Source organism: Micromonospora sp. NBRC 110009 (assembly GCF_030518795.1).
Classification (GTDB): Bacteria; Actinomycetota; Actinomycetes; order Mycobacteriales; family Micromonosporaceae; genus Micromonospora.
This window is the reverse complement of record NZ_CP130427.1, coordinates 5,363,515-5,385,429: the sequence shown is the minus strand read 5'-3', so window position 1 is coordinate 5,385,429 and position 21,915 is coordinate 5,363,515. Positions and strand designations below refer to the sequence as shown.

Genomic DNA, 21,915 nt, shown 5'->3' with positions numbered 1-21,915 from the left:
ACGCTATGCACCCGCTGCTCCAGCCGGTCGCAGCCTGCCGCCAGCGAGACCCGCGAATCCTAGTTCCACAAAGGACTCCGCGAGTTCCGCCGTCTGCCGCACCGACTGTTGGAAATCCGACAGCATCTGGAACGCCTTGCCGTACTCGCGTTGCGCGTCGATCGGCAGCCGAAGCAGCGATGCGCGGTGAAAGTCGATGCGGGCAGAACCTGACGAGGTACGAGTTGCCGACTGCGCGATGCGCAGGAACCCGGCGACGAACTGAGGGTCGAGCCGCTCCGGATCAACCCGCAAGAGCAGGAGCTGCGGGCCAAGCAGTACCCCGTCTTCGGTGAGTACCCGCACTGCGGCGTGCCGTCCGGGTGGCAGGGCGACCACGTCGCCACGCCGTAGCTCGATCGAACCAGGGCCGGCACTGCCGGCCCCGGAAGGCGGGCGCCCGACGCGGACATCCTTGGCCGTGAGAACCGGGAGGTCGCCCCGGTCCGTGGGCATCCCCATCGGTGCCTGGCGAACGGACACTGCACCGGCCTTGGCCAGTTCGCCGATGGTGGTCGTCGGTGGTGGCTCGGGGGCGTCCGGGACTGTCAGGTCCGGCAGGGTGTCGGCGAGTGTCCTGGCCGCCGAGTACAGGCGGGTCCGGGTCGGCCGGAACGCCAGCGTGACAGGGGATGTGGCGTTCTCGGCGAGGTGCCGGGCGGGGGTGAGGTCGACGTGTTCGTCAAGCAGATCGAGGATGCGGACCGAGATGCCGGGGCCGGCCTGGCGGGCCTCCGGGTCGGACTGGAACGACCGCCACCCGTCCTCGATCCGGTCGCGCTCGGCGGTGGCGTCGAGCAGCAGCACGTGCGCGTGGTCGGTGCCGTCTGGACGACGTAGCAGCCACAGGTCCGGGCCACCGGGGGCTGTCGTACCCCAGCCCGGGAGGCTGATGACCGCCCGGAGCGCGCCGGACCGGAGCAGGTTTGCGCGGATCCGGCGGCCCGCGCGGCGGCTCGCCGCGGCCGCCGGCATCAGGATCGCCACGTGTCCACCGGGCTTGACGTGGGCCAGGCAGTGCTGCACCCAGGCCAGTTCCGACTCGCCTCGCGGCGGCATCCCATACGTCCAGCGGGGGTCACTGGTGAGCTCGTCGTGGCCCCAGGAGCGCTCCGCGAACGGTGGGTTGCAGACCACGGCGTCAAACAGTTCGCCGGCGAAGGCGTCGACACGCAGCGAGTCGCCGACCGCCAGCATCGCGGAGTGGCCCCCCAGGAGCAGGCGGGACACGGCGAGGCGGGCAGCGGTCACGTTGATCTCCTGCCCGGACAGTTCGGTGGCGCCAGCGGCCCGGCCTGCCAGCAGCAGGGTGCCGATGCCGCCGGCCGGGTCGAGCAGCCGTCCGCCTGCCGCGCCGGTCATGGTGACCATGAGGTTCGCGACCCATTCGGGCGTGACGGCGTGCCTGCGGGAGTGGACCTCCAGGTACCGCGCACAAAGGAAGTCGAAGACGGCGGCACCCGTCTCCCGCTCCGCGGCCTCAGCGGCGAGCCGCACGATGGTGAGCGTGTCCTCGTCCGGCATGTTCGTGAGCAGGGCGCCGAACTCCGGAACGACGGTGCGGAGCAGGTCGACGAGGTTCGCCATGACGACCGGACTCGGCTGGTCGGCCAGGGCCTTCCACTGCTCTGGCTCCCGCTCAAGGGTGACGAGAAAGCCGCCAAGGTTCCCGATCCGGTCACCCAGCTCGCGGTCGGCTGCGGCGCCCCGCAGCGACTGCCACAACCGGTCCACCGGCGTCACGTCGTACGGCTTGCCATGCCGGGTGAGCCAGTCCTCGACCTCCGGCAACGCATACAGCGGGCTCGCCGAGCTGCCTCCTACCGGCTGGGGAAAGTCCGCGAAGCGGCGCCGCCAGTTGCTGACCGCCGCGCGGCCGACACCTGCCAACCGGGCGATGTCGCCGCTGGCAACGGTCGCACCGTCCCGACCGGTCACCGGCCACCTCCCTGAGTCGCCGGCGTGAGCCGGGTCAGCAACCCTCGGCTCTGGAGTTCGGCGATGTGCTCGGCCGCGCGTTGCGGCGCTGTCCCGCCGCGCACCAGCAGGCCGGCCTCGATGTTCCTGTTGACGCCGGACTGGGTCAGATTGGCGCTCGACACCAGCAGAACCCGCCGGTCGGCGACCGCGATCTTGGCGTGCATCTTGGCCCGGTCCTCAACCCGCTGATCGACCGGCCAGTGCCACACCTGCACGCCCGGCACGTCCGCGAATGCGGCGGCCGGCTCGGCACCGTTGAGCGCCCCACGTGCACCGCCCAGCGTCTCGACGACAACGGTGACCGACACGCCGCGATCGACCGCCGCCGCCAGCACCGACACGAGCGGCGGGTACTTCGTAGCGGAGTACGTCATCAGCAGCAGCTCGGCGCGGGCCTCCGCGACCAGGTCGACCAGCACCTGCGCGGTGGCGCGGACGGGCACGGGGTGGGTGCTCGGTCCGCTCCACACCGACTCGATCCGCACCGCAGCCGACCGCTGTGCGTGTCCGGCGGCCAGCCCGCGCAGGTAAGCCGCCGCCTCCACACCCGGCACCCCCGAGGCCCGCTGCGCGGCGAGCATGGCCCCGGCCGCCTCGGCGAAGCCGGGCGCCGGCACCGCGTGCCGTAACGCCTGCTCCGGCCAGCCCTCGCCGAGGCGGTCGGCCAACACCCGCAGGTGCCCCGGCCCGAGCCGGTTCACCGCGGCCTCGGCCGCCGCCTCGAACGCCGGGTACCAGGTCATGGCAGCTCGGGGAAGAGCGCCAGAGCCGGGTCGTCGATCGGTACGACGAAGCGCCGGTCCAGGAACCGGTTGCCGCGTTCGCAGGTCGTCTCGGAGACGAACAGGCAGACGTGGCAGGCGGCCCCGTGCAGGAAATCCTCCGGATGATGCGGCAGGCGCTCGGCGCAGAGCGGGTCCGAGGAGCAGTGCAGGGCGTCGTTCAGCGCCCGGCGAGTGAGACGGACGAGGTCGTCGTGCTCCGCGAGCGACACCAGGCCGCCAAGCGTCCCTTCGGCGTCCGGCACGGCCGTGTAGATCAGGATCCCGGTGCGCTGCGGGTCCTCCAGGGTGCCGGTGTAGATGCGTTCCGACAGGCTGGCCGAGCTGTAGCCGCACTCGAGCGCGATGGTGCGGATCAGCAAGTGCGAGAAGGTGTGCAGGGCGAGGTACCGCTCCCCCGGCCAGTGCTTCATCCGGTCGAAGCCGCCCCGGATACGCCCGGAGTAGCGGCTCTCCCGGAACCGCCCGTACGCCTCCCGGTGCGTTTCCATGGTCTCGGTGTCGGTGACCCGGCGTTCCCAGTCGACGAGCAAATCCTCGGGGAGCCGCAGGAAGATGCCCTCGCCGCGCACCTCGCTGGCCGGCACCCACTCCGGGGTGGCCCTGGAGAGCGGCGCCCGCCGTACGAGGTCGGGGTCCATCGGGTCGGGAGCGTCGAGACGGGTGAAGCCGACCAGCGCGCGGACCTCGCGCAGCCGCTCGGCCTGGATGACGTCGGCGTAGATCTCCTTCAGCTCGCCCGGCACGCCGTTCGGGTCCCGTCTCAGCGTGAAGTCAGGGGTGGTCGGCGGCAACTCCCCGGCGGAGAAGATCTCCCACTCCGGCGTGTGCAGGTCCGGGTAGCCCTTCTCGTCCTCGTCACCCTTCGGGCCGCTGCGGTGCCGCTCGACGGCCGCCCAGATCTGCGCGTCGGTCCACCGCTCGAACTCCCTGAGCGCCGGCACAGCGGAGCGGGCGAAGGGCAGAAACGCGACGCTCTCCATCTTCTCGAAGGTCGACCAATGCTGCTCGACCTTGGTCTGCAGCTCACCGGCCCCCGTGCGCGGCACGGCGAGCGCGGAAAGCGTCTGCGCGAACCATTGGTTGGACGCGCCGACGACCAGCAGCTTCAGCTCGCCGGTGCACTCCCCCGGCTCGAAGTCGCCCAGGTGCGCCCGGCGGCTCCGGCAGCGGGGCAGCTTGTCCGCGCCGCGCTGACCGAGCACCTCCTTCATGTTGCGGCGGGCGCCGCAGGGCACGCACCGGATCTCGACGTTGGCGCCGAGGTTGCCGCCCCGGTCATCCATCCGCAGCTTCGGGTGGCTGGCGTTGGGGCAGCCGCCGCCCTGGTGCACGTACTGGGCGTACGGGAAGTCGTCGAGGTGGCCGGCGGTGCAGGCGAGCACGAAGCGGGCCGCCACCGCCATCGGCCGCCGGCCGGACTTCTTCCGCCCGCACACGGTGTGGAAGAACCGCGCCTCGTGCGGCTTGCGGGCCTTGGAGTTCTCGAACCCGAAGACTCCCCCGTCGATCGGGGCCAGTTCGTCGCAGGCTGTGCAGCGCAGCCAGCTCGGGAAGGGCGTGACCGGCACGCCGACCTTCGACGCCGGGCTGTTCGGCTCGTCGCCGCCGTCGATCCAGGGCGCCGGCCGCAGCTCCTTGATGGACTTCTCCTTGAGCAGCTTGCGCACGGCGGCGAGCAGCCGGGGTTCGGCGATCGGCTCCCAGTCGGGCACCGCGTTGTGGTTCCAGTCGTCGAGGCCGCGCACCAGCACGGAGAAGTTCGGCAGGTCGACGATCGCGCCGACGCCCGTGGTGAACATCAGGTGGCTGGGGCGGACCGAGCCGACCCGCCGGAAGTGCTTGCTCGCCATCAGTTCCCCTTCCCCGCGAGGGTCGACTCGCCCAGCTCGTCCCCGTCGGGTCGGTCCTCGTCCCGCACGTCGTCGCTCGGCGGCCCGAACGACCACTCCGGCGCCCCGTACTGCTGGTCGAAGATCTTCTCCCCCGCGGGCAGCACCAGGTTGATCTCGTTCTCCGTCTCCCGCATGGACTGCCCGACCGTCAGGTCGGTCCACCGCTCGCCGCCGGCCACCCTGAGCAGACCAGCGAGCTTCTGCTGCTTGAAGGTCCCGTCGGCGTAGCCGAGCCGCACCGAGCCGGCCTTCCGCTCGTTCCACAGGTCCCGCAGCCGGTTGATCCGCTCCGAGAGGTAGTCGCGGCCGCGGTTGCCGGCAATGTCCTCGGCCCGCTGGAGGAACCGGTCGACGACCCGCTGCACCTCGGGGCCGTCCAGCGGCACGTCCTGCGCGTCCGTGTTGCGGGAGAAGCCCTCCTCCGCGTTGCGCACGGCCGCGACCAGGGTCGCGGTGGTCTGCCGGTCCAGCGCCCGCCGGGTGTACGGGGTGACGGACAGCGCCTCCACCTGCCGGTAGAAGGTGGCGTGGTAGTACTCGAAGTCCTCATAGTGGGCAAGGTCCCGGGGCCGGGTCCAGTTGTAGAGGGTGACCACCAGCCCGGGTCGGCGGGCGTCCCGGCCGACCCGGGAGGACGCCTGGATGTATTCGGCGGTGTTCTTCGGCTGGCCGGTGACCACCATGAGACCGAACCGGGACACGTCCACGCCGACCTGGAGCATCGACGTGGCCAGCACCGCGTCGACCGGCAGCTGGCCCTCGCTTTGCCGCTTGTAGAAGCGGTCGGTGACCGGGTGCAGGTTGAGCCGCGGGTTGGAGGCGGTCTTGGCCTTCATGGCCTCCCGCATGTCCTCGAAGATGGCCTTCCGCCGGGCGGTCGTGTCGATCTCCGGGTCGAAGCCGATCTCCAGCCGCTTCAGCACGTCGCTGATGTCGCCGGACGAGATCCGGGACGTCAACTCCTGCACGTTCAGCATGCTCGGCCCGACCAGCCGATCGGAGAGGTCCTTGCGCCGACCGTGGGTGCGGACACGCGTGGCGACCTGGTCGTCGAGGAGGCGGCGCATGCCAGCCAGCTCTCGGGTGGCGCTGAAGTAGCCGACCGTGGTCATGTACGGGTCGGCGGGCTTCCCGTACCTGTCGAACAGGCTCTGTCCGGCGAGCAGCAGGATCTCCGCGACCCGGATCTCGGCGGACTTCATCCGTACGCCATGGGCGCACACGCCGAGGTACCGGCGGCCCGGATTCGCGACGGTGACCGGCACCTGCTGGCTGAAGAAGGTGTCGGTGATGTCGATGACCGGCGGCGGGAAGACCGCCAGATCCCGGCCGAAGACGCCGAGCACCTGCTCTCGGGCCCGCTTGGTGGTGGCCGTGGACGCGACGATCTTCGGCCCGGCCTCGCCACCGTCCGGCAGCGGCCAGGTGCAGAGCTGGTCGACGGCCGCCTCGAAGAGCCCGACCACGGTGCCGAGCGCGCCGGAGATGAGGTGCAGCTCGTCCTGGATGATCAGGTCCGGCGGGCGCAGCCGGATCACCGGCTGACTGGTGACCGCCTCCAGGCTGCCCTTCTTGTTGTGCCGGTTGCCGCAGTTGGTGCGCCCGTCCAGGTCATCGTGCCGGTAGCCGTGCCGGGGGCAGCGCTCGCGCACCCGCCCGAAGAGCAGGCCGGCGAAGCCGCGCCACGGGAGCTGGGCGAGCTTGTCGACGGTGGCGATGACCAGGCTGGGGGCGTACCGGTAGATCTCCTCGTCGACGGTGAGGATCGGCAGGCCCTCGCTGCTGCGGGTGCGGGAGAACGGGCAGGCGTCGACGCCCTCGGCCTCGGCGCAGAACAGGAGGACGCGGCGCAGGTCCTCCTTCGGCTCCAGGTCCCGCTCGGCGCGCAGCTTCGACCCGCACCACGGGCAGCTCAGCGTCTGCAGGACGTTGGTGAACTTGCCGTGACCCGCCTCGCGCGCCTCCGCGATCTGCTCGGCCGCCTCATCGAACCAGTTCGGCGAGACGCCACCGCCGACCCAGAGCCCGATGCGGAACGGTTCCTTGCCCCAGGTGCCCTCGTCGCGCTGGCGCAGCACCTCGGCCGCGCAGATCAGCGCGGCGGCCCGCTGGAACTGCTGCGCAGTAAGCAGCCGCAGCGTGTAGCGCATGAGCACCGCGACACCGGCCTCGCCGCTACGGGCGTCCGCGCCGGAGCCGACCACGCCCTGCAGCCGGCGGATGGCGAAGGTGAACGCGGTCAGGCCCAGGTACGCCTCGGTCTTGCCGCCACCGGTCGGGAAGAAGAGCAGGTCGACGGTGGCGTCCCGGTTGGCGGCCCGCTCGGAATGCGTTGGGTCGGTCAGCGACGGCAGGTTGAGCAGCACGAACGCGAGCTGGAAGGGCCGCCAGGAGGCAGCCGCGGCGCCGCGCGCGTCGATGGCCGCCTTGGCCTCCGCGTACGTCAGGCCCTGCTCCTCCCGGAGCCGGGCGACCTCGCTGTGTCGGCGCTGCAACGCCATGGCCTCGTTGGCGAACCGGAACGCGGCGAGCGCCTCGGCGTGCTTGTCGGCCTCCGGGTTGGTGAGCAGCGCGACTCCGGCGCGGATGCGCTTCGCCGCCTTCTCGGCGTTCATCACGGCGGTCTGGGCGGCCTCGCGGAGCGCCTTGGGCAGGTCGGGAATCTTCGCAGCCTCGGCGTCGAGCCAGGCTTCGTACCCGTCAGCGAGCGGCGCCAGCCCGGTGCGGAGCCGGTCGATGTCGGCGGTGGCCAGCGCGTCCATGGACAGCTCGACACCGGACAGCGGCGTGCCCTTACCGACCGGCGCGACCGTCGCGGGGACGTTGTAGGTGGGCAGCCAGGTGGTGAAGAGCTTGTGGGCGCAGCGTTCGCCGTCGCGCACCCAGGGGTGCACGGCGACGTTACGGCCGGAGGCGTAGCGGCGCTGCGACCGGTAGAGCAGCCGCAGGTGCGCCTCCTCCAGGTCGTCGCCGACGCCCTTCACCCCATCGAGCGGGTCGTCGATAGGCAGGAAAACGGCCGCGTGGCCGTCCAGCGCGGTGACCGTCAGCGCGGCCTGGAAGAGCCAAGCGGTGTCGGCGTTGCTCTCCGGCTCAAGCTGCGTGTTGATCAGCGCGAACTGCACGACCCGCCGCCCGTCGCGCGGCCGGACCTCGACGGACAGATGCACCCCCGGGTCGTCCTGGCTGGGGACGGTGAGCGGGATCCGGTACGAGGTGTCACCGTCGAGCCGGGCCTCCTTGGCGTAGGAGGCCGGCTCGCGGTACCAGACGCGGCGTTTCTTGCCCTTCTCGTCCTCGGATTCGCGCAGGTCGTAGCGGCCCCACTCGGCGGTCACCGACACCACGTCGGTGTCGCCGGCGACGGCGAACGACAGCCCCATGGAGGAGGCCCACATCTTGCCGAGGTTCTGCGGGGTGACCACCTCGGGCAGCTCGGCCTCGCTGCCGTCGCCCTGGACGGCGGCGTCCACGTCGTGCACCTCGGACGAGTCGCGGCGCTCGGTGCGCGGCCGCTGCTTCGGGCCGAGCATGCCGACGAGGTAACGCTCGCGCGGGCCCATCGCGCCGGGACGAAACTCCTCGCGCTCGCCGTCCCATGGACCCAGCAGGTCTCGCCCGATCAGCTCCTCCAGCTCGTCACGGACCTGGTAGGACGTGGCCTCGGGGAACGTCTGCGGCACGTCGAGTGGCGGGATGAGTGCAGGCTGATCCCCGTCGTCCTTGCCGGACAAGGACAGCGCCTGCTGCTCGCCACGGGGGTGCGGGAAGAGCCCGCCCTGTACGTCGACCATCACCACAACCCTTCCGCGGTGGTCTTCGCCTTGCGGCCGGTCTTGTTGTCGTGCAGGCCCTTGTCCACTTCTTCCTTGTAACGCTGATGGTTCAGTTCCAGCAGGCGGTCGAGGATCTCCCGCTGGGCGGCGGGGCCGACGGTGTAGCGGGTGTAGGCGCCGGCCCTGTGGAAGCCATGGTCAAGTCCCTGCTCAACGAGATCGTCCCAGCCATAGGCACGGCAAACCGCCTCGTCAATGTCCTCGTGGATACGCCGCAACTCCACGATGTCCGCGTCCTGACAGGCTGGATCGAAAACGAGGTTGTAAGTCGCCGTCAGCCCCGCCTGCCGGCGCAGCATCACGTCTCGGCGGTACGTATCCAGCCGATCCCCCAGCGCGCGTATCACCGAGGTCAGCTCCGGCAGCGCCAGCGTCTCGAAGACGTCTGATGGGGAATAGTTAAGGTCCGCCTTCATGGTGGAACTCCGACTAGTGGCCCACCAGTAGTGAGGCCCACTAGATAGCGCCGCCAGCATGGCCGGGTCGTCGGTCGCAAACACCGCGAGCTTATGTGCGAAGACCTGCCCTGTGGGCACCATCACCGGCATCACCGTCTTGCTCACCAGTGTGATGACGACAACTCGCTTCAGCCCCGCAATAGCGGCCTGCATCGCAGGGGCTGGCCTTTTGTATCGCCACCAGAACTCACGCAAGGAGGGGTTGTTGTTCTTGCTTAGAACGGGTTTGACCAGGTCTAGCAAGCGTTGATAACAATCTGGGTAACTCTTAGCCCGATCCTCTGACCAGTCATAAAAATTGATGATCCATCGGCTCGCCGAAACGTCTGGACGAGAGTTAAGGTCGCTGCCATTTAGGAACGGAAGAAGAACTTCGCGATTCCGTGGGTTTGCGTCAATTAACGCCCGGGCAGAACCCGGAGTCATGGTGAAACCATCGATTGCTGTAACTTCCGTACCCTTGAAAGCCACCTGCTGACTAGCAACAAGCCGGTACGGATTGCCTACAACGCGAGACACGGGGTCGAGCGAAGGCTTGATGCCAGCGACGACCAAACTGTCTACACGGCACTCAGCCTTGCGCCAAAGCGGCGCGCGACTGGTCCAGATCGCGCAAAATTCCAGCGCGGCCGACCTCGATGGCCACGGCTTACTCTTGATTGCCTGGCGAATGGTGGCCCCGGTGGCGGCGACCTGATCGAGGCCAACTTCCCGGGTATCGCCTTGGGCAAGGGTGTTCGTGGCAATCAAACCCGTCTGCCCGGCTCCGTTGAGGAGTCCATGCGCCCGCAGCACAAAGTAGGCCACGAGATCTGCGCTTCCTCGCGCGCCTCGGCCGATCGCCCTGATCAAGTGCTCGCGGTACACGGTCCCCAGAGCACCGGTGAGCTTTTGGCCTCCCAGGAAGGGTGGGTTGCCGATGATAGCGTCGAAGCCGCCCTGCTCGAAGACCTCGGGAAACTCCAGCGGCCAGTGCAGCGGCTCCCGGTCGAACGCGCCCTCCGGCAGATCGAGGGCCAGCCACGACTCGGCCTGCTCGACGAGCGGGCCCACGTCGCCGCTGCGGGCCAGGTGCTGGGCGAGCGTGCCGACCCGCTCGGCGATGACGACTGGGTCCTGCCCACGCTTGACCGAGGCGAGCGACGCCCCGACAACCAGGTCGGCGTAGGCGTCGGCCCGGCGCCCCACGGTGCGCGTCTCGTCGAGGAGGCGCCGTTTCTCCGCCAGGTTTTCCTGATTGTCCGGCAGCGCGGCGAGCCGCCGCCGCAACTCCAGGGCCTGGGACAACTCGCGGTCTAGCCGCAGGTCACGCGCACCGCCCTCGGCTAGCACCGACCGATTGCCGACACCGAGCAGCGAGTCGCCCGCGACCAGGCGGTCGTCGAGGAAGGTGAAGGGGCGCTGCGGGTCCATGGAGACGAGCCAGAGGGACAGCTTCGCCATCTCCACGGCCATCGGGTTGATGTCCACCCCGTACAGGCAGTGCTCGATGACCTGCCGCCGCGCCTCGATCACCAGCGGGTCGTCGTCGGCGTCCACAGCCCGGTCTACGCCGCGCTGCTGGTAGGCGAGCGCCCGCTTGTCGCCCTCCCGCGACCATGCCTCGATCAGGTGCCCGGCCAGGTAGCGGGCCGCCGCGACAAGGAATGCCGCCGACCCCATGGCGATGTCGGCAATCTTGAGCGCCAGGATCTCCTTGCTGGACTTCGGCTTCCACTGCGACTTGTCCGCCGTCTGCAACGGACCCGGCTCGTAGACCAGTGGCTCCAGCGCGCCCTCGACCACCTCCTCAGCGAGGAAGCGCGGCGTGTAGTGGGTGCCGGTGTTGCGACGCAGCGCCGACTCGGTGACGAAGAGGGCCCCGGGGAGGATCACCACCGGCAGACCCCGCAGGTCCTCCCGAAGGATCCCGAAGTATGGCAGCAGCCGCTCGGAGAGCGGATAGTCGCCGCTGGTGACGGCGAGCAGCTTCTTGCGGGCCTCCTCGCGTTCCAGCCCGTCCAGCGGTGCCAGCTTCTTCGCCAGGGCCGCGACCGACCCGATCTTGGAGTCCTTGTACTTCTCCGCGAGCGCCTTGGCCAGTGCCGACGCATCGGATTGCCGCTCGCGCAGCGCCTCCAGGTCACCGAGCGCGACCTCTTCCTCCAGCCCCTCCTTGCCGACCAGCCCAACGGTCACGTCCTGGGCTCGGAAGCCCTCGAAGGAGAGCAGGCCCTCGTAGACGTACCCGATCTGCTCGACGTCGAGGGCGCGGAAGCTGACGGTGCGGCGCTCGCGCGACCGGCCGGTGCCGACCTCGACGTACTGCACCGAGCGGAGCATGTGCAGCACGGTCCGGTCGTCGATGGTAAGCGGCATCCACGCGTACTGCTTCGGGTCGAAGAGCGAGCCGTCGTGGCCGTGCAGCTTGAGACGGGGGTGGTCGATGCCGTGGTAGACGGCGTTGAACAGGGCGAGCAGCCGGTGCCAGGCGGCGGAGCTGTGTTCCAGGTCCTCCTCGCTGCCCTCGGTGGCCCGCTGTTCCAGCTCTTCACAGAGCCGCCCGGCCGAGTACGCCGTCGCGTACAGCTCGTTGTCGGCGGGGAGCAGCTTGCGCTCCTCGGCGAAGAGCAGGAAGACGATCCGCATCATCACCGCGACCGAGCCGCGGTAGACCTCGTGCGCCTCGTGGTCGGCCAGGCCGCGCCCGCCCAGCTCCCGCTCCCGTACGTCGATCCGGCCGATCGCGGCGACCAGCAGCTCGACGGCCCGGCGGACCTGGACGCCGAGCGCCTCGGTGATCTCCTCCTGGCTACCGAGGCTGTCGCGCAGCAGCGGCACCAGCCGCTCGCTGTCGGGCACGCCGAAGAACCGGCGGCGCGACAGCAGCGAGACGAACGCCCGCACCACGTCCCGCTCTGCCGCCTCCGGCCAGGAGACGGTGTCGAAGGTGGCAGTGCTGGTGACGCCGCCGCGGGGCGCCCAGACGAGGGTCCACCAACGGCCGTCGGTGGCGAGGCCGAGCTCGATGTTGTGGTGCCGGCACAGGTGGGCGAGCCTGTCGGCCGGGGTCGCGGCCCAGGTGGAGTCTTTGATCCGCGCAGTCGGCTGCTGGCCAAGCGGACAGATCAGGCCGAGCAGCCGTACGCTATCCGGCTTGACCTCCTCTCCCGGCTCAACCAGCACGAACGACGGTCGCAGCTCGGTGTCGTGCTCGGCGACTGTGTAGGCGAGGGCATCGAGGCCGCTTTCGTGCAGCGTGTCGCCCCAGCCGAGCAGCTCGCCCAGCACATACCCGATCCAGGCCTGCTGGCCCACGGCGGTGTCGGCCTGCCAGGTGGTGTGCTGCTGGCGCAGCCGCTCGCGGGTCTTCTTGTCGAGGGCGTCGAGGGTGGGCCAGGTGCGGCGCAGCACCGGCAGGCTGAGGAACGGGCCGTTCACGTCCACCAGGCTGAGCCAGTTGCGGTGCTGCTCGGCGCCGTCCGGGGCGGGGCGGTGGAAGGTGCGGCTCATCGCGTGGCCTCCCGCTTCGGTACGACGAAGACCACGGCCACCGGGAAGCTGTGGTCTTTCGGGTCGCGGTAGCGAGCGGCAACCGCGGCGAGTTCGCGGTCGCGCTCGGCCTTGAGTGCCGCCAAACGTTCCCTCCAGGATTCACGGTCCTTGCGGTACTGGGCCAGCTCTTCCTTGCTCTTGCTCATCGCCTCAAGCTCGCCCCTGCTAAAGAAGGACGTCTGCCCTTCGGCGCCTTGCTCGGGCGCCTCCGGCACCTCAAGCGCGTTCTGGAGCGTGGCGGCGAACTGGTCGAGGTTGTGCTTGATCCGCTCCTCCTCGGCATGTTGCCGCTGCAGAAGCTTGCGTGCCAACGCCTCCTGCCGGGTCTTGGTGCGCCATTCAATGGCGGCGACCAGACCGTCGGAGATCCGGGTCCAGCGTTCGGCGAGCCGGTCGTGCACGATTGGCGAGGCGGGCGTGCCGGTGGTGAGCGCCCGGTCGAGGATGCCGCCGAGGCTGCCGAGGTTCTCCAGGCGGCGGAAGCGGCCCTGCTCGGGCGCCCAGCCGCCGGCGTAGAGGACCTCCTCGTGCAGGCGGACGCCGTCCGCGCCGACCAGCACGAACCGGGAGTACGCCCCGACCAGCACGTCCTCAAGCGTCGAGTCGTCGCTGACCACGGCGGTGACCCGGTGCAGGCCGATGTCAGGGTTGGAGACGCCGGCGCGCAGCAGCCGGGTCGACATGGCGACCAGCGGGTGGTTGAGGTGGGCGAGGACGATGCCGTCGCGGTCCCCCTTGGCCACCTGCGGGTCGAAGGTGACCGGCAGTTGGCGGGGCGGCTCGTCGTCATCCTGCAGTTTGGCCGTCAGGCCGGCGCTGGCGCGCTGCCAGGAGCCGGTCAGCGGCGGCACGGCGTAGAGGCCGCCGAGCAGGTGCTTGTCGTCGGTGTGCCGCTTGAGTGGCTGCTGGCGGGCCAGTTCCAGGGCGGTGTCAACGACCCGCTTGACCGCCGGCGGGGTGATGCCAAGCTCCTCGACGGTCTTGTCCAGGTCGGCGCGGAGCCGGCGGACCTGTTCGCGCACGTTGGACTCGGTCGGGAGGCTGCCACCGGTCTTGCCCTTGCCGGAGTCGATGTCGACGCCGACCTGCTCGCCGAGCATCCGGCGCTGCACGGCGTCGGAGAGGACAGCGTTGACGGAGCCGAGGTCCTCCTCCATCCGGGCGACCTTCGTGGCGACCCGGGACAGGAACTCCAGGTCGGCCTCGAACGAATCGACGGGCTTGCCGAAGCCGGTGCCGACGAAATGCTGGATCTCCGGGTTGACCTTCTGCCCGTACCGGTCGATCCGGCCGATCCGCTGCTCCAGCTTGTTGGGATTGAACGGGATGTCGTAGTTGACCAGCCGGTGGCAGTGGTTTTGCAGGTCGATGCCCTCGCTGGCGGCGTCGGTGGCGACCAGGATGCGTACCGGCCGCTCGGTGGGGTGGGCCTGGAAGGCGAGCCGGATCTGCTCGCGCTCGTCGGTCGGGGTGCCGCCGTGCAGGAGTGCGAGCCCTTCGCCGCCGAGGCCCTCCTGCCGGAGCAGGTCCGCGAGCCACTGCTGGGTGTCGCGGTACTCGGTGAACACGACGACGCGCTCGTTGGTCCAGTGCCGGCCGTCGGGCTTGCAGACCGCGGTCAGGTAGTTGATCAGCTCGCGGGCCTTGGCGTCGGGCTGCGCCTCCTTGGCCTCCGCCCAGTCAAGCATCTTCTCCAGCAGGGCCGTCTCGTCCGAGGTCGGGTCGGGCTGCATGGGCCGGACCCGGTTGAGGGCGTCGTCCTCGGCCTCGGCGAGCTGCTCGTCGTCGTAGGTGGCGAGGTCGTCCATGAACTCGTCCATCCACTCCGGCACGTCGTCACCGGCTGTCAGACTGGGCAAACCCTTCTTGCTGGCGAGGGTCTCCAGGTAGACGCGGACGGTGTGGGCGAACGCGGCCGGGCTGGAGAAGAGCCGCTTCTTCAGCAGCAGGGTCACCAGGTCGGTGGCCTTGCGGCCGCGCTGAGAGTTGAGCCGCTTGCGGCGCAGCTCGGCGAACTGCGTGAGCAGCGCGTGGATCTGCCGCTCGTCCTCCGGGTACGCGACCGGGATCGCCGAGGCATTCCGCTCCGCGAAACGCGGGGTGCCGTCCGGGTTCTCGATGTCGCGCTTCAGCCGGCGTACGACGGTGTCCTTGACCGCGGCCTGGTCAGCCTTGACGCCGCGGGCGAACCGCTGGTTGTCCAGGATCTCCAGCAGGGCGGTGAAGGAGGCCTGGTAGCCGTTGTGCGGGGTGGCCGACAGGAACAGGCGGTGGGTGAAGTGCGGGGCGAGCCGGCGGATCAGCTTGGTCTGCTGGGAGTCGACGGCGTAGACCTGCTTGGGCGCGGCCGGGGCGACGTGGTGCGCCTCGTCCAGGATCAGCAGGTCGAACGTGCGCGGGTAGGTCGGTCCGTTGGCGGGCAGCACCTCGTCGAGCAGTCGCTGCGCCTTCTGGCCGCGCAGCCAGGGCAGGCTGACGATGCTCAGCGGGTAGACCTCGAAGGGGTTCGCCGCCGAACCGTGGCTGCGGCGGACGGCCGCGCAGCGCTCCGAGTCGATGATGGTGAAGTCGAGGCCGAACTTCTCGGCCATCTCGTCCTGCCACTTCAGCGTCAGACCGGCCGGGCAGACGATCATGATGCGCCGGGCGCGGTGACGCAGCAGCAGCTCCTGGGCGACGAGGCCGGCCTCGATGGTCTTGCCGAGGCCGACGTCGTCGGCGAGCAGCAGGTTGACGCGGGGCGCGTCGACCGCGCGGGCGACCGGCTCGAGCTGGTAGTCCTCGATCGCGACGCCGGAGCGGAACGGTGCCTGCAGCGTCTTCACGTCGGCGGAAGTAACGGCCGACCAGCGGACCGCGTCGAGGAAGGCGGCCAGCCGCTGCGGGGAGTCGAACTTGCCGTCTGCCACGTTCGGCAGCGAGCCGCTGGGCAGCACCTGCCGGCCCGGCTCGACCTCCCAAATGACGTCGAGGGTGTGGCCGTAGCGGCCGTCCTCGACGCTCTGCAGGCTGACCAGGCTGCTGTGCTCGCCGTCCTGGACGTCACTGACCACCCATCGCTGGCCGCGTACCGCGACCAGGTCGCCGATCGTCGGCTTCTTCGCCGTCGTCACGCTCGGCATCGTCCCCCCATGTTCAATTCGCCCCACTCGATCCCACCGAGGACCGTACGCCCGTTCCTGACTGCGCCGGACTCCCCCGAAAGGCTTGTTTGTTCAGTTCACAGCCAGGTGACGGAAACAGAGGAGATCATCTCGTGGGTCGCCTGGTCAATCAGCCGCTCGGTCAGCTGCCCGCCGTCACCGGGCCGAGGTCATCGGCGGGGTTGTGGCGGAAGAGCAACAGCTCTACCAGGTCCGGCGTCCACCGCTGTCCGCCGTCGGACAGTTGGTCGGCCAGTCGGTTGAGGCAGGCCAGGTAGATGCGGTACCGGTAGGTCGACCAGCCCGGCCCCTGCCACAGCCACTGCGCCGGCCGCGCGTTCGCCGCGTACGGCTCGCCCCGGCGCCGCTTCCAGAACCACGTCATTCGCTCTGCGAGACGGCTATCCAAGATCAGCGGCGAGGCGCCGGGCACGTCGGTGGCCCTGCCAGCGAAGTAGAGGAACTTCGTGAAGAAGGCCGGCCCCAGGTGCGGGATCCTTCCGCCTTCCCGAAAGAAGTCGTAAGCCGAACCCGCGCCGTCCCGGCCAAGGACGCAAACAGCTTGCGCGAGCCGGAGCCGGATCTCGTCAAGCCCCAGCACCGGTGAGAGGCGGTCCTGTTGGCCCTCCAGGACCCACTGCAGCTTTGCGGGGCCGGTGCCATTGGTTCCCCAGCCCCACATGAACGAGGTAATCAGCAGCGGCAGCCAATCTCCGGTGACGCGACATTCCGCCGCGACCACCGCCACGTCCCCGCGGCTGACACTCACGGTCCAGGCAGCAGATGAAAGGCGCGCCGGCATACCTTCACGGATCGCCGGGGAGCGGGCGGCCCATCGTTCCGGATCCAGGGTCACGACATGCTGCATCACGAGCGCTTGAAGATCTACGCACCCGCGCTCATCCGCACTGAGCTCGCCGGCCGTGAGAAGGTCCTGCAGCTTCTGCTTGAACCACGCTCGCTCGTCGTCGCGGAGCCCGCCGTTGACGACGCCCGCGTCGTACTCCGACGCATCGTCGGGTAGGTGCACGTCAAGCCTTCTTCCTTGAACGAGGGGTTGAGGGGTGACTGGGGCGCAGGGCGCCACTGGCGAGGCCGTCGGCGGTGAGCTGCACCAACTCCGGGCCGAGTGACGCTGCCTCTCGGATAGCTGACTCGAAGGCGTCGAGTCGTCGGAACGCCTCGCCGTGCACGCGCTGCTCCTCTAGCGGCAGCCGCCGTACCTGGGCCCGCCGGATGTCGTAACGCAATGTGCCGGAGAGGCTCGACGTCTGCTTCTCGTTGGTGCTGGTACGCAGCTGCCCCGCGAGGAACCACGAGTCCAGCGCGGCCGGATTCGGTCGCAGCAGGTAGAGGTTGCGCCCCAGCAGCACACCTTCCGATGTGATGACCCGGGCAGTGAGCTGCGGGGCGACTGTTGGCACCACCACGTCCCCGACGGCCAGAGGAACGTGCTGCCCCAGCTTGCCGTCGTCGCGCCTGGACGCCTCCGCACCGGTGGCGACATCGCGGCCGGTGAGCACCAACGGGCCCTCCGTCGTCCCCGCTGACTCGTCGTCCGACAATCCGGTCGAGCGGATCGGGCCGATCAGTTGCAGCGCACCGGTGCGGGCCAGCTCGGCGATGGACACGCTGAGCGGTGCGGTTGCCCCGTCGGGCTCGGGCGTGACCTGCGGTATGAGCGCCGGCAGGTCGCCGACGATCGCGGCGAGCCGCTTCCTGGTGCGTACCAGGCGTTCCCCGGTTGCCTCGCCCCCGGCGGCAGTTTGCCGGCGGGCGGGCGTGAGGTCGACCTCCTCGTCGAGCAGCTCGATGATCGGGACCGCACGGGCGAAGCCGGCCTCCTCGAGGTCGGCGTCCGGCGCGGCGGCGAAGGCCCGCCAGGTGGACAGCACCCGCGCGTACAGCTCGGCGAGGTCGCCGTCGGCGGCGTCGACCAGCAGCGCCCGCGCCGGTGCGGGCGCCTCGGCTGCCGGCCGCCGCAGCACCCACAGGTGCAGCGGTACGCCGTGCGGCGCGGCCACCCCGCTTGGGAGCGCGATGACGGCGCGCAGCGCACCACGACGTAGCAGCTCGGCCCGGATCCGCCGTGCGCCGCGACGGCCGGCAACCGTGGGCGGCATCAGCAGGACGGCGTGCCCGCCGGGACGCAGGTGCGCGAGGGCGTGCTGCGCCCAGGCCAGCTCCGGTTCGGTACGCGGCGGCACCCCGTACTCCCAGCGCGGGTCGTAGCCGAGCTCGTCGAGACCCCAGTTGGTGACGCCGAACGGTGGGTGGCAGACGACGGCGTCGACGGTGCGGCCGGGGAACGCGTCGGCGCGGAGTGAGTCGCCGGGGCGGACCTCTCCGGGTACCTCGCGCAGGGCGAGCCACAGCCCGGCGAGCTTGGCCAGGTCCTCGTCGAGCTCCTGCCCGTACGCTGCGGTGCAGCCGGCGCGGACGGCGGCCCGGAGGGTGGCGCCGGTGCCGGCGGCCGGGTCGAGGACGGCGCCGCCGCCGACGCCGGCGAGCCCGACCATCAGGTCGGCCAGATCGTCGGGGGTGGCGAAGGGGCGACCCGGGCCGGGTGCGGAGAAGCGCTGCCATAGCTCGTCGAAGGCACCCTGCGGGCCGAGCTCGTCGGCGAGGGCGTCGATCTCGGGGAGCAGGCCGGCGAGCTGCTTGTCGAGCTGCTTGCGGGCTGGTCGCTCGCCGCGTTGCCGGGCCAGCAGGTACGCCCCGACGCTGGCCAGCGCCGTCGCGGGGCTCTCCATTGCCGCGGCGAGGTGCCGCCAGAGGCGGTCGGCTCGGGACAGCTCGGGGAGTTTGCCCTGGTCGCGGAGCCACTGCTCGACCTGGCCCAGGTCGAACTCGGGGCTGGCCGCCGTGCCGCCCACCGGGGCGGGGAAGTCGGCGTACCGCTTGCGCCAGTTGCTCACCGCGGCGCGGCCCACTCCCGCGAGCCGGGCGATCTCCGCTGCCGTGACACTCGGGTTCTCCTGCACCTCCGCAGTGTGTCATACCTGTCAAGCATCGTGTCTGTTGACAGCGTTCACAGCATCTGCTCTGATTGACCCCGCAACGTTCACACCAGGAGGACAACGATGCGCAAGGCCACCACTCTCGCTCTGCTCGCCACCGGTCTCGTCGCGCTGGGCTGCGGTGCCGGCAGCACCGACGACGCCACCAGCAAGGCCGACGCCGGCGGCGCCAAGGGCGAGGACAAGCCGGCGAAGGTCGCGAAGATCGGTCAGCCGGTCCGGGACGGGAAGTTCGAGTTCACCGTCAAGTCGTCGAAGTGCGGCGTAGCCAAGGTCGGCAGCTCGATGCTTGGCGCGAAGGCGCAGGGCCAGTTCTGCCTGATCACGGTCAACGTCAAAAACATCGGCAAGGAGGCGCAGACCCTCGACGACAGCAGCCAGAAGGCCCTCGCCGCCAACGGCACCGAGTACTCGTCCGACAGCGAGGCCGGCCTCTACGCCAACAAGGACGGCAGCACCTTCTTCGAGGAGATCAACCCCGGCAACCAGGTGACCGGCGTGTTTGTCTTCGACATCCCGAAGAACGTGAAGCTCACCAAGCTCGAGCTCCACGACTCGGCGTTCTCCGGCGGCGTGACCGTCTCCCTCGCCTGATCCGCCGCTCGACCCGGGGCGGGCGCCACCGCCCGCCCCGCCTCTCCCCCATCTCGCTCCTGTTCACAGAGGAGACCGCCATGACGGACCCGACCACCCCGACGCCGCCGGATCAGGACGTCGCCTTGCCCGCTGCTCCGCAGCCCTCGCTGCCGCATGTGGTTGAGGCGCAGCCCGGAACGGAGATGCCGCAGCCGCCGAGCAAGCGTCGTCGGTATCTGCTGATTGGAGCCGCGGTGGTTGCCATCCTCCTGGCAGCCGGCGCTGCCATTGCCTTCGGCAGCCGGCCGTCCCGGCTCGAAGTTGCTCGAGAGAAGTGCGGAGCCGCCTCGGACGACTACGCCAAGTTGGGCGACGACGGCAGCACGCTGACTCTCCACAGCGTCGGTAAGGAGAGCAGCGGCCTGAGCTTCGACCAGCTCGAGTGCTACTGGTCGGAGCTGGAGATGCCCGACTCCGTGCGAGCGGAGGTCGGAGCGACCAGGGCGCTCGACGGACGGCAGTCCGGCCAATGGGACGACATCCACGCCTCGTGGAGCTACCACCCGGACAGCGGTGTCCAGATGGTGTTCACCCTCGCCGACTGAAGACTGCCCTCACCTGTTGCCGATCCTCCGCGAAGCCGCCTGGTTGGGCGTGCGGCGATCAACCACTGATCCGCTTGCGACATGCGCTCCAAAGCGTCCTTGGGCGGCTACTCCGCCACCTCCACTCCGCTTCGCCAAGCGGAACGTGCACGTACCCCCAGCCGGCACTTCACCCGGAGATGACCATGGCCCGCCGCGACCACCATGACGCGATCCCTTCGATGCCTGCCCGAGCCACCAGCCCCGCTGAGTCCATGCCGCACACCAGCCGCTCGGCCGGACTCATTCTGGTTGCCGTTCTGCTGCCGGCGCTCGCGCTGACCGGATGTGGAGACGATCGGAAGGCGGCCGCGAGCACGCCGACGTCTTCGACCAGTCCGTCTGCATCGGCAACCCCGTCCCCCACGCCGAGCCCGACTCCGCCCTCGGACAGGGACGGCGACGGCATCCCCGACAGCAGCGACACGTACCCCGACGACCCGAAGAACATCCCGCAACAAGAGCCGTTCGTTCTCACCTGCTACCTCGACGATGACTTCAGCGAGAGCCAGCCCTTCACCATCCTCACCGGCAAGGACGGCCGCCCGGACTTCAGCGAAGTTTGGGCCGCGAAGCCGGTGTCCTGCGACGCGGACCAGATCTCTCCCGTCAGCCCGGTGGAGAAGACGGTCTACAAGACCTCGCAGTACGACGACGGGGACATCTCGGTTCTCTACGAGATGTGCGGTGAGGTCGATGCCGACGACCCGTACACCAAAGCCGGGTTCGCGGCCAGCAGCGAGCAGATCCCTGAAATCAACGCTGCGCTGACCCTCTGTCCTAAGCACCCGTACGCGAAGAAGTGGCGGCAGGCCGTGCAGCGAGGCCAGGTCGACGCGGACCTGGAGGCCCAGGGCCGGCTGTTCGGCTCCGGCACCTATCGAGTGGGCAAGGAAATCAAGCCCGGCACGTACGTCACCCACGACGTCGATGGCTGCTACTGGGAGCGCCAGAACAGCTCCGGAAACATCATCGACAACTACTTCACCAACGGCGCCCGCCGGGTGCAGGTCACCATCCGCTCCTCCGACTACGCGTTCCACTCGGAGAACTGCGGCGAATGGCGCCCCGCAGGCTGACACCGCTTCCCCGGCCAGACGTCCTCTCCGCCCAAACACAAAGACGTCAGGAGGCGTCGTGCGTCCCGATGAGTTCCACCGCGCCCTGGACCTGCTCCCCGCTCCCCTGCACGACCGCGCCCTCGCCCTCCGCACCTACGTCAAGCCCCGCCACTGCGAGACCTGCACGGCGGTTGGCGACGCGGTCCGGCTGGCGCTGACCGCGGCCCACTACGACCAGCTCACCTCGGCGGCGCAGCTGCTCGACACCGCCGAGCAGCTCGCCATCGGCCACCACCTCGCCTGCCGGCCCGAGCACCAGCCGGGCCGCGGCCAGGTCCGCCGCTGGGCGGAGACGTCCGCGCCCCTGGTCGCCGCGACCGACGCCAGCTGGAAGGGGCGCGCCGGCGGCATCGGGTACGTCGCCAGCGACGGCCGCTACGGCCTCCGCAGCCGCCGCCCCGGACGTCACGACGCGACCGGCTGCTCCAGGGTCCTGGTCAGCGAGCTGCGCGCGGTCGAGTTCCTGTTCACCGCGTACGACACCGCGCCGGTCGGCATGACCGTCCTCGTCGACAGCCGCCCGGCGCTGAACTACCTGCACCGCTGGCAGGGCGGCGAGACCGGCGCAATGCCCGCCGGCTACGACCTGCGCCCCCGACACGCGGGCATGAAACCCACCCTGGTCCGGCTTGCCGAGCTGGTGGCCGAGCGCCCGGAGCTGACCTTCGCGCACGTCAAGGGGCACGCGCAGCACCCCCTGAACGAGGCCGCTGACAGTCTCGCGCACATGGCGCGCCGCCGGGTCGAGGAACCGTTCGACGTACGCCAGCGGGCGCACGACCTGGTCGAGGCGTTCCTGCGCGACTGGCAGGTTGCACTGGCCGCCTGACCGCCAATCCATTTACGACATCAGATCCACAGCACCACGAGCGGACGGGGGCTACCCG

At 70.0% G+C, this 21,915-nt stretch carries 12 protein-coding genes; 4 read left to right on the top strand and 8 right to left on the bottom strand.

Annotated features, from left to right (window positions below; all coding sequences use genetic code 11):
* Nucleotides 1-3: 3 nt before the first annotated feature.
* The 8 genes from Q2K19_RS25535 to Q2K19_RS25500 form a co-directional block, all read right to left on the bottom strand.
* Nucleotides 4-1,977: an N-6 DNA methylase gene (locus tag Q2K19_RS25535; RefSeq protein ID WP_302764422.1), complete on the bottom strand. Its 1,974-nt coding sequence runs from the start codon at nucleotides 1,975-1,977 to the stop codon at nucleotides 4-6.
* A complete protein-coding gene (drmC, locus tag Q2K19_RS25530; protein WP_302764420.1) occupies nucleotides 1,974-2,762 on the bottom strand; it encodes a DISARM system phospholipase D-like protein DrmC in 789 nt (262 codons plus the stop codon). The genes Q2K19_RS25535 and drmC overlap by 4 nt, the downstream gene beginning before the upstream one ends.
* Entirely contained in the window at nucleotides 2,759-4,654 is a 1,896-nt protein-coding gene (gene drmB / locus Q2K19_RS25525; RefSeq protein ID WP_302764419.1) for a DUF1998 domain-containing protein, read from the bottom strand. The genes drmC and drmB overlap by 4 nt, the downstream gene beginning before the upstream one ends.
* The gene (gene drmA / locus Q2K19_RS25520) at nucleotides 4,654-8,490 is read right to left on the bottom strand and encodes a DISARM system helicase DrmA (protein WP_302764417.1); all 3,837 of its coding nucleotides are present in this window, start codon (nucleotides 8,488-8,490) and stop codon (nucleotides 4,654-4,656) included. Before drmA ends, drmB begins: the two co-directional genes overlap by 1 nt.
* Nucleotides 8,490-12,482 carry an Eco57I restriction-modification methylase domain-containing protein gene (locus Q2K19_RS25515; RefSeq protein WP_302764416.1) on the bottom strand — a complete coding sequence of 1,331 codons (3,993 nt, stop codon included), beginning with the start codon at nucleotides 12,480-12,482 and terminating at the stop codon, nucleotides 8,490-8,492. The genes drmA and Q2K19_RS25515 overlap by 1 nt, the downstream gene beginning before the upstream one ends.
* A complete protein-coding gene (drmD, locus tag Q2K19_RS25510; protein ID WP_302764415.1) occupies nucleotides 12,479-15,637 on the bottom strand; it encodes a DISARM system SNF2-like helicase DrmD in 3,159 nt (1,052 codons plus the stop codon). Before drmD ends, Q2K19_RS25515 begins: the two co-directional genes overlap by 4 nt.
* A 172-nt stretch (nucleotides 15,638-15,809) precedes the next feature.
* The gene (locus Q2K19_RS25505; RefSeq protein ID WP_302764414.1) at nucleotides 15,810-16,697 is read right to left on the bottom strand and encodes an 8-oxoguanine DNA glycosylase OGG fold protein; all 888 of its coding nucleotides are present in this window, start codon (nucleotides 16,695-16,697) and stop codon (nucleotides 15,810-15,812) included.
* A gap of 1 nt (nucleotide 16,698) precedes the next feature.
* A complete protein-coding gene (locus Q2K19_RS25500) occupies nucleotides 16,699-18,651 on the bottom strand; it encodes an N-6 DNA methylase (RefSeq protein WP_302764413.1) in 1,953 nt (650 codons plus the stop codon).
* A 99-nt stretch (nucleotides 18,652-18,750) separates the two neighbouring features.
* Between Q2K19_RS25500 and Q2K19_RS25495 the strand changes: the two genes are divergently transcribed.
* The 4 genes from Q2K19_RS25495 to Q2K19_RS25480 all read left to right on the top strand — a co-directional run bounded on the left by Q2K19_RS25495 (nucleotide 18,751) and on the right by Q2K19_RS25480 (nucleotide 21,857).
* The gene (locus tag Q2K19_RS25495; protein ID WP_302764412.1) at nucleotides 18,751-19,281 is read left to right on the top strand and encodes a DUF4352 domain-containing protein; all 531 of its coding nucleotides are present in this window, start codon (nucleotides 18,751-18,753) and stop codon (nucleotides 19,279-19,281) included.
* Between the two features lie 80 nt (nucleotides 19,282-19,361).
* Nucleotides 19,362-19,868: a hypothetical protein gene (locus tag Q2K19_RS25490; protein WP_302764411.1), complete on the top strand. Its 507-nt coding sequence runs from the start codon at nucleotides 19,362-19,364 to the stop codon at nucleotides 19,866-19,868.
* A 185-nt stretch (nucleotides 19,869-20,053) separates the two neighbouring features.
* A complete protein-coding gene (locus tag Q2K19_RS25485) occupies nucleotides 20,054-20,986 on the top strand; it encodes a hypothetical protein (protein WP_302764410.1) in 933 nt (310 codons plus the stop codon).
* A gap of 58 nt (nucleotides 20,987-21,044) precedes the next feature.
* On the top strand, nucleotides 21,045-21,857 hold the full coding sequence (locus Q2K19_RS25480) for a ribonuclease HI (RefSeq protein WP_302764409.1): 813 nt from the start codon (nucleotides 21,045-21,047) through the stop codon (nucleotides 21,855-21,857).
* The last annotated feature ends 58 nt before the right edge of the window (nucleotides 21,858-21,915 follow it).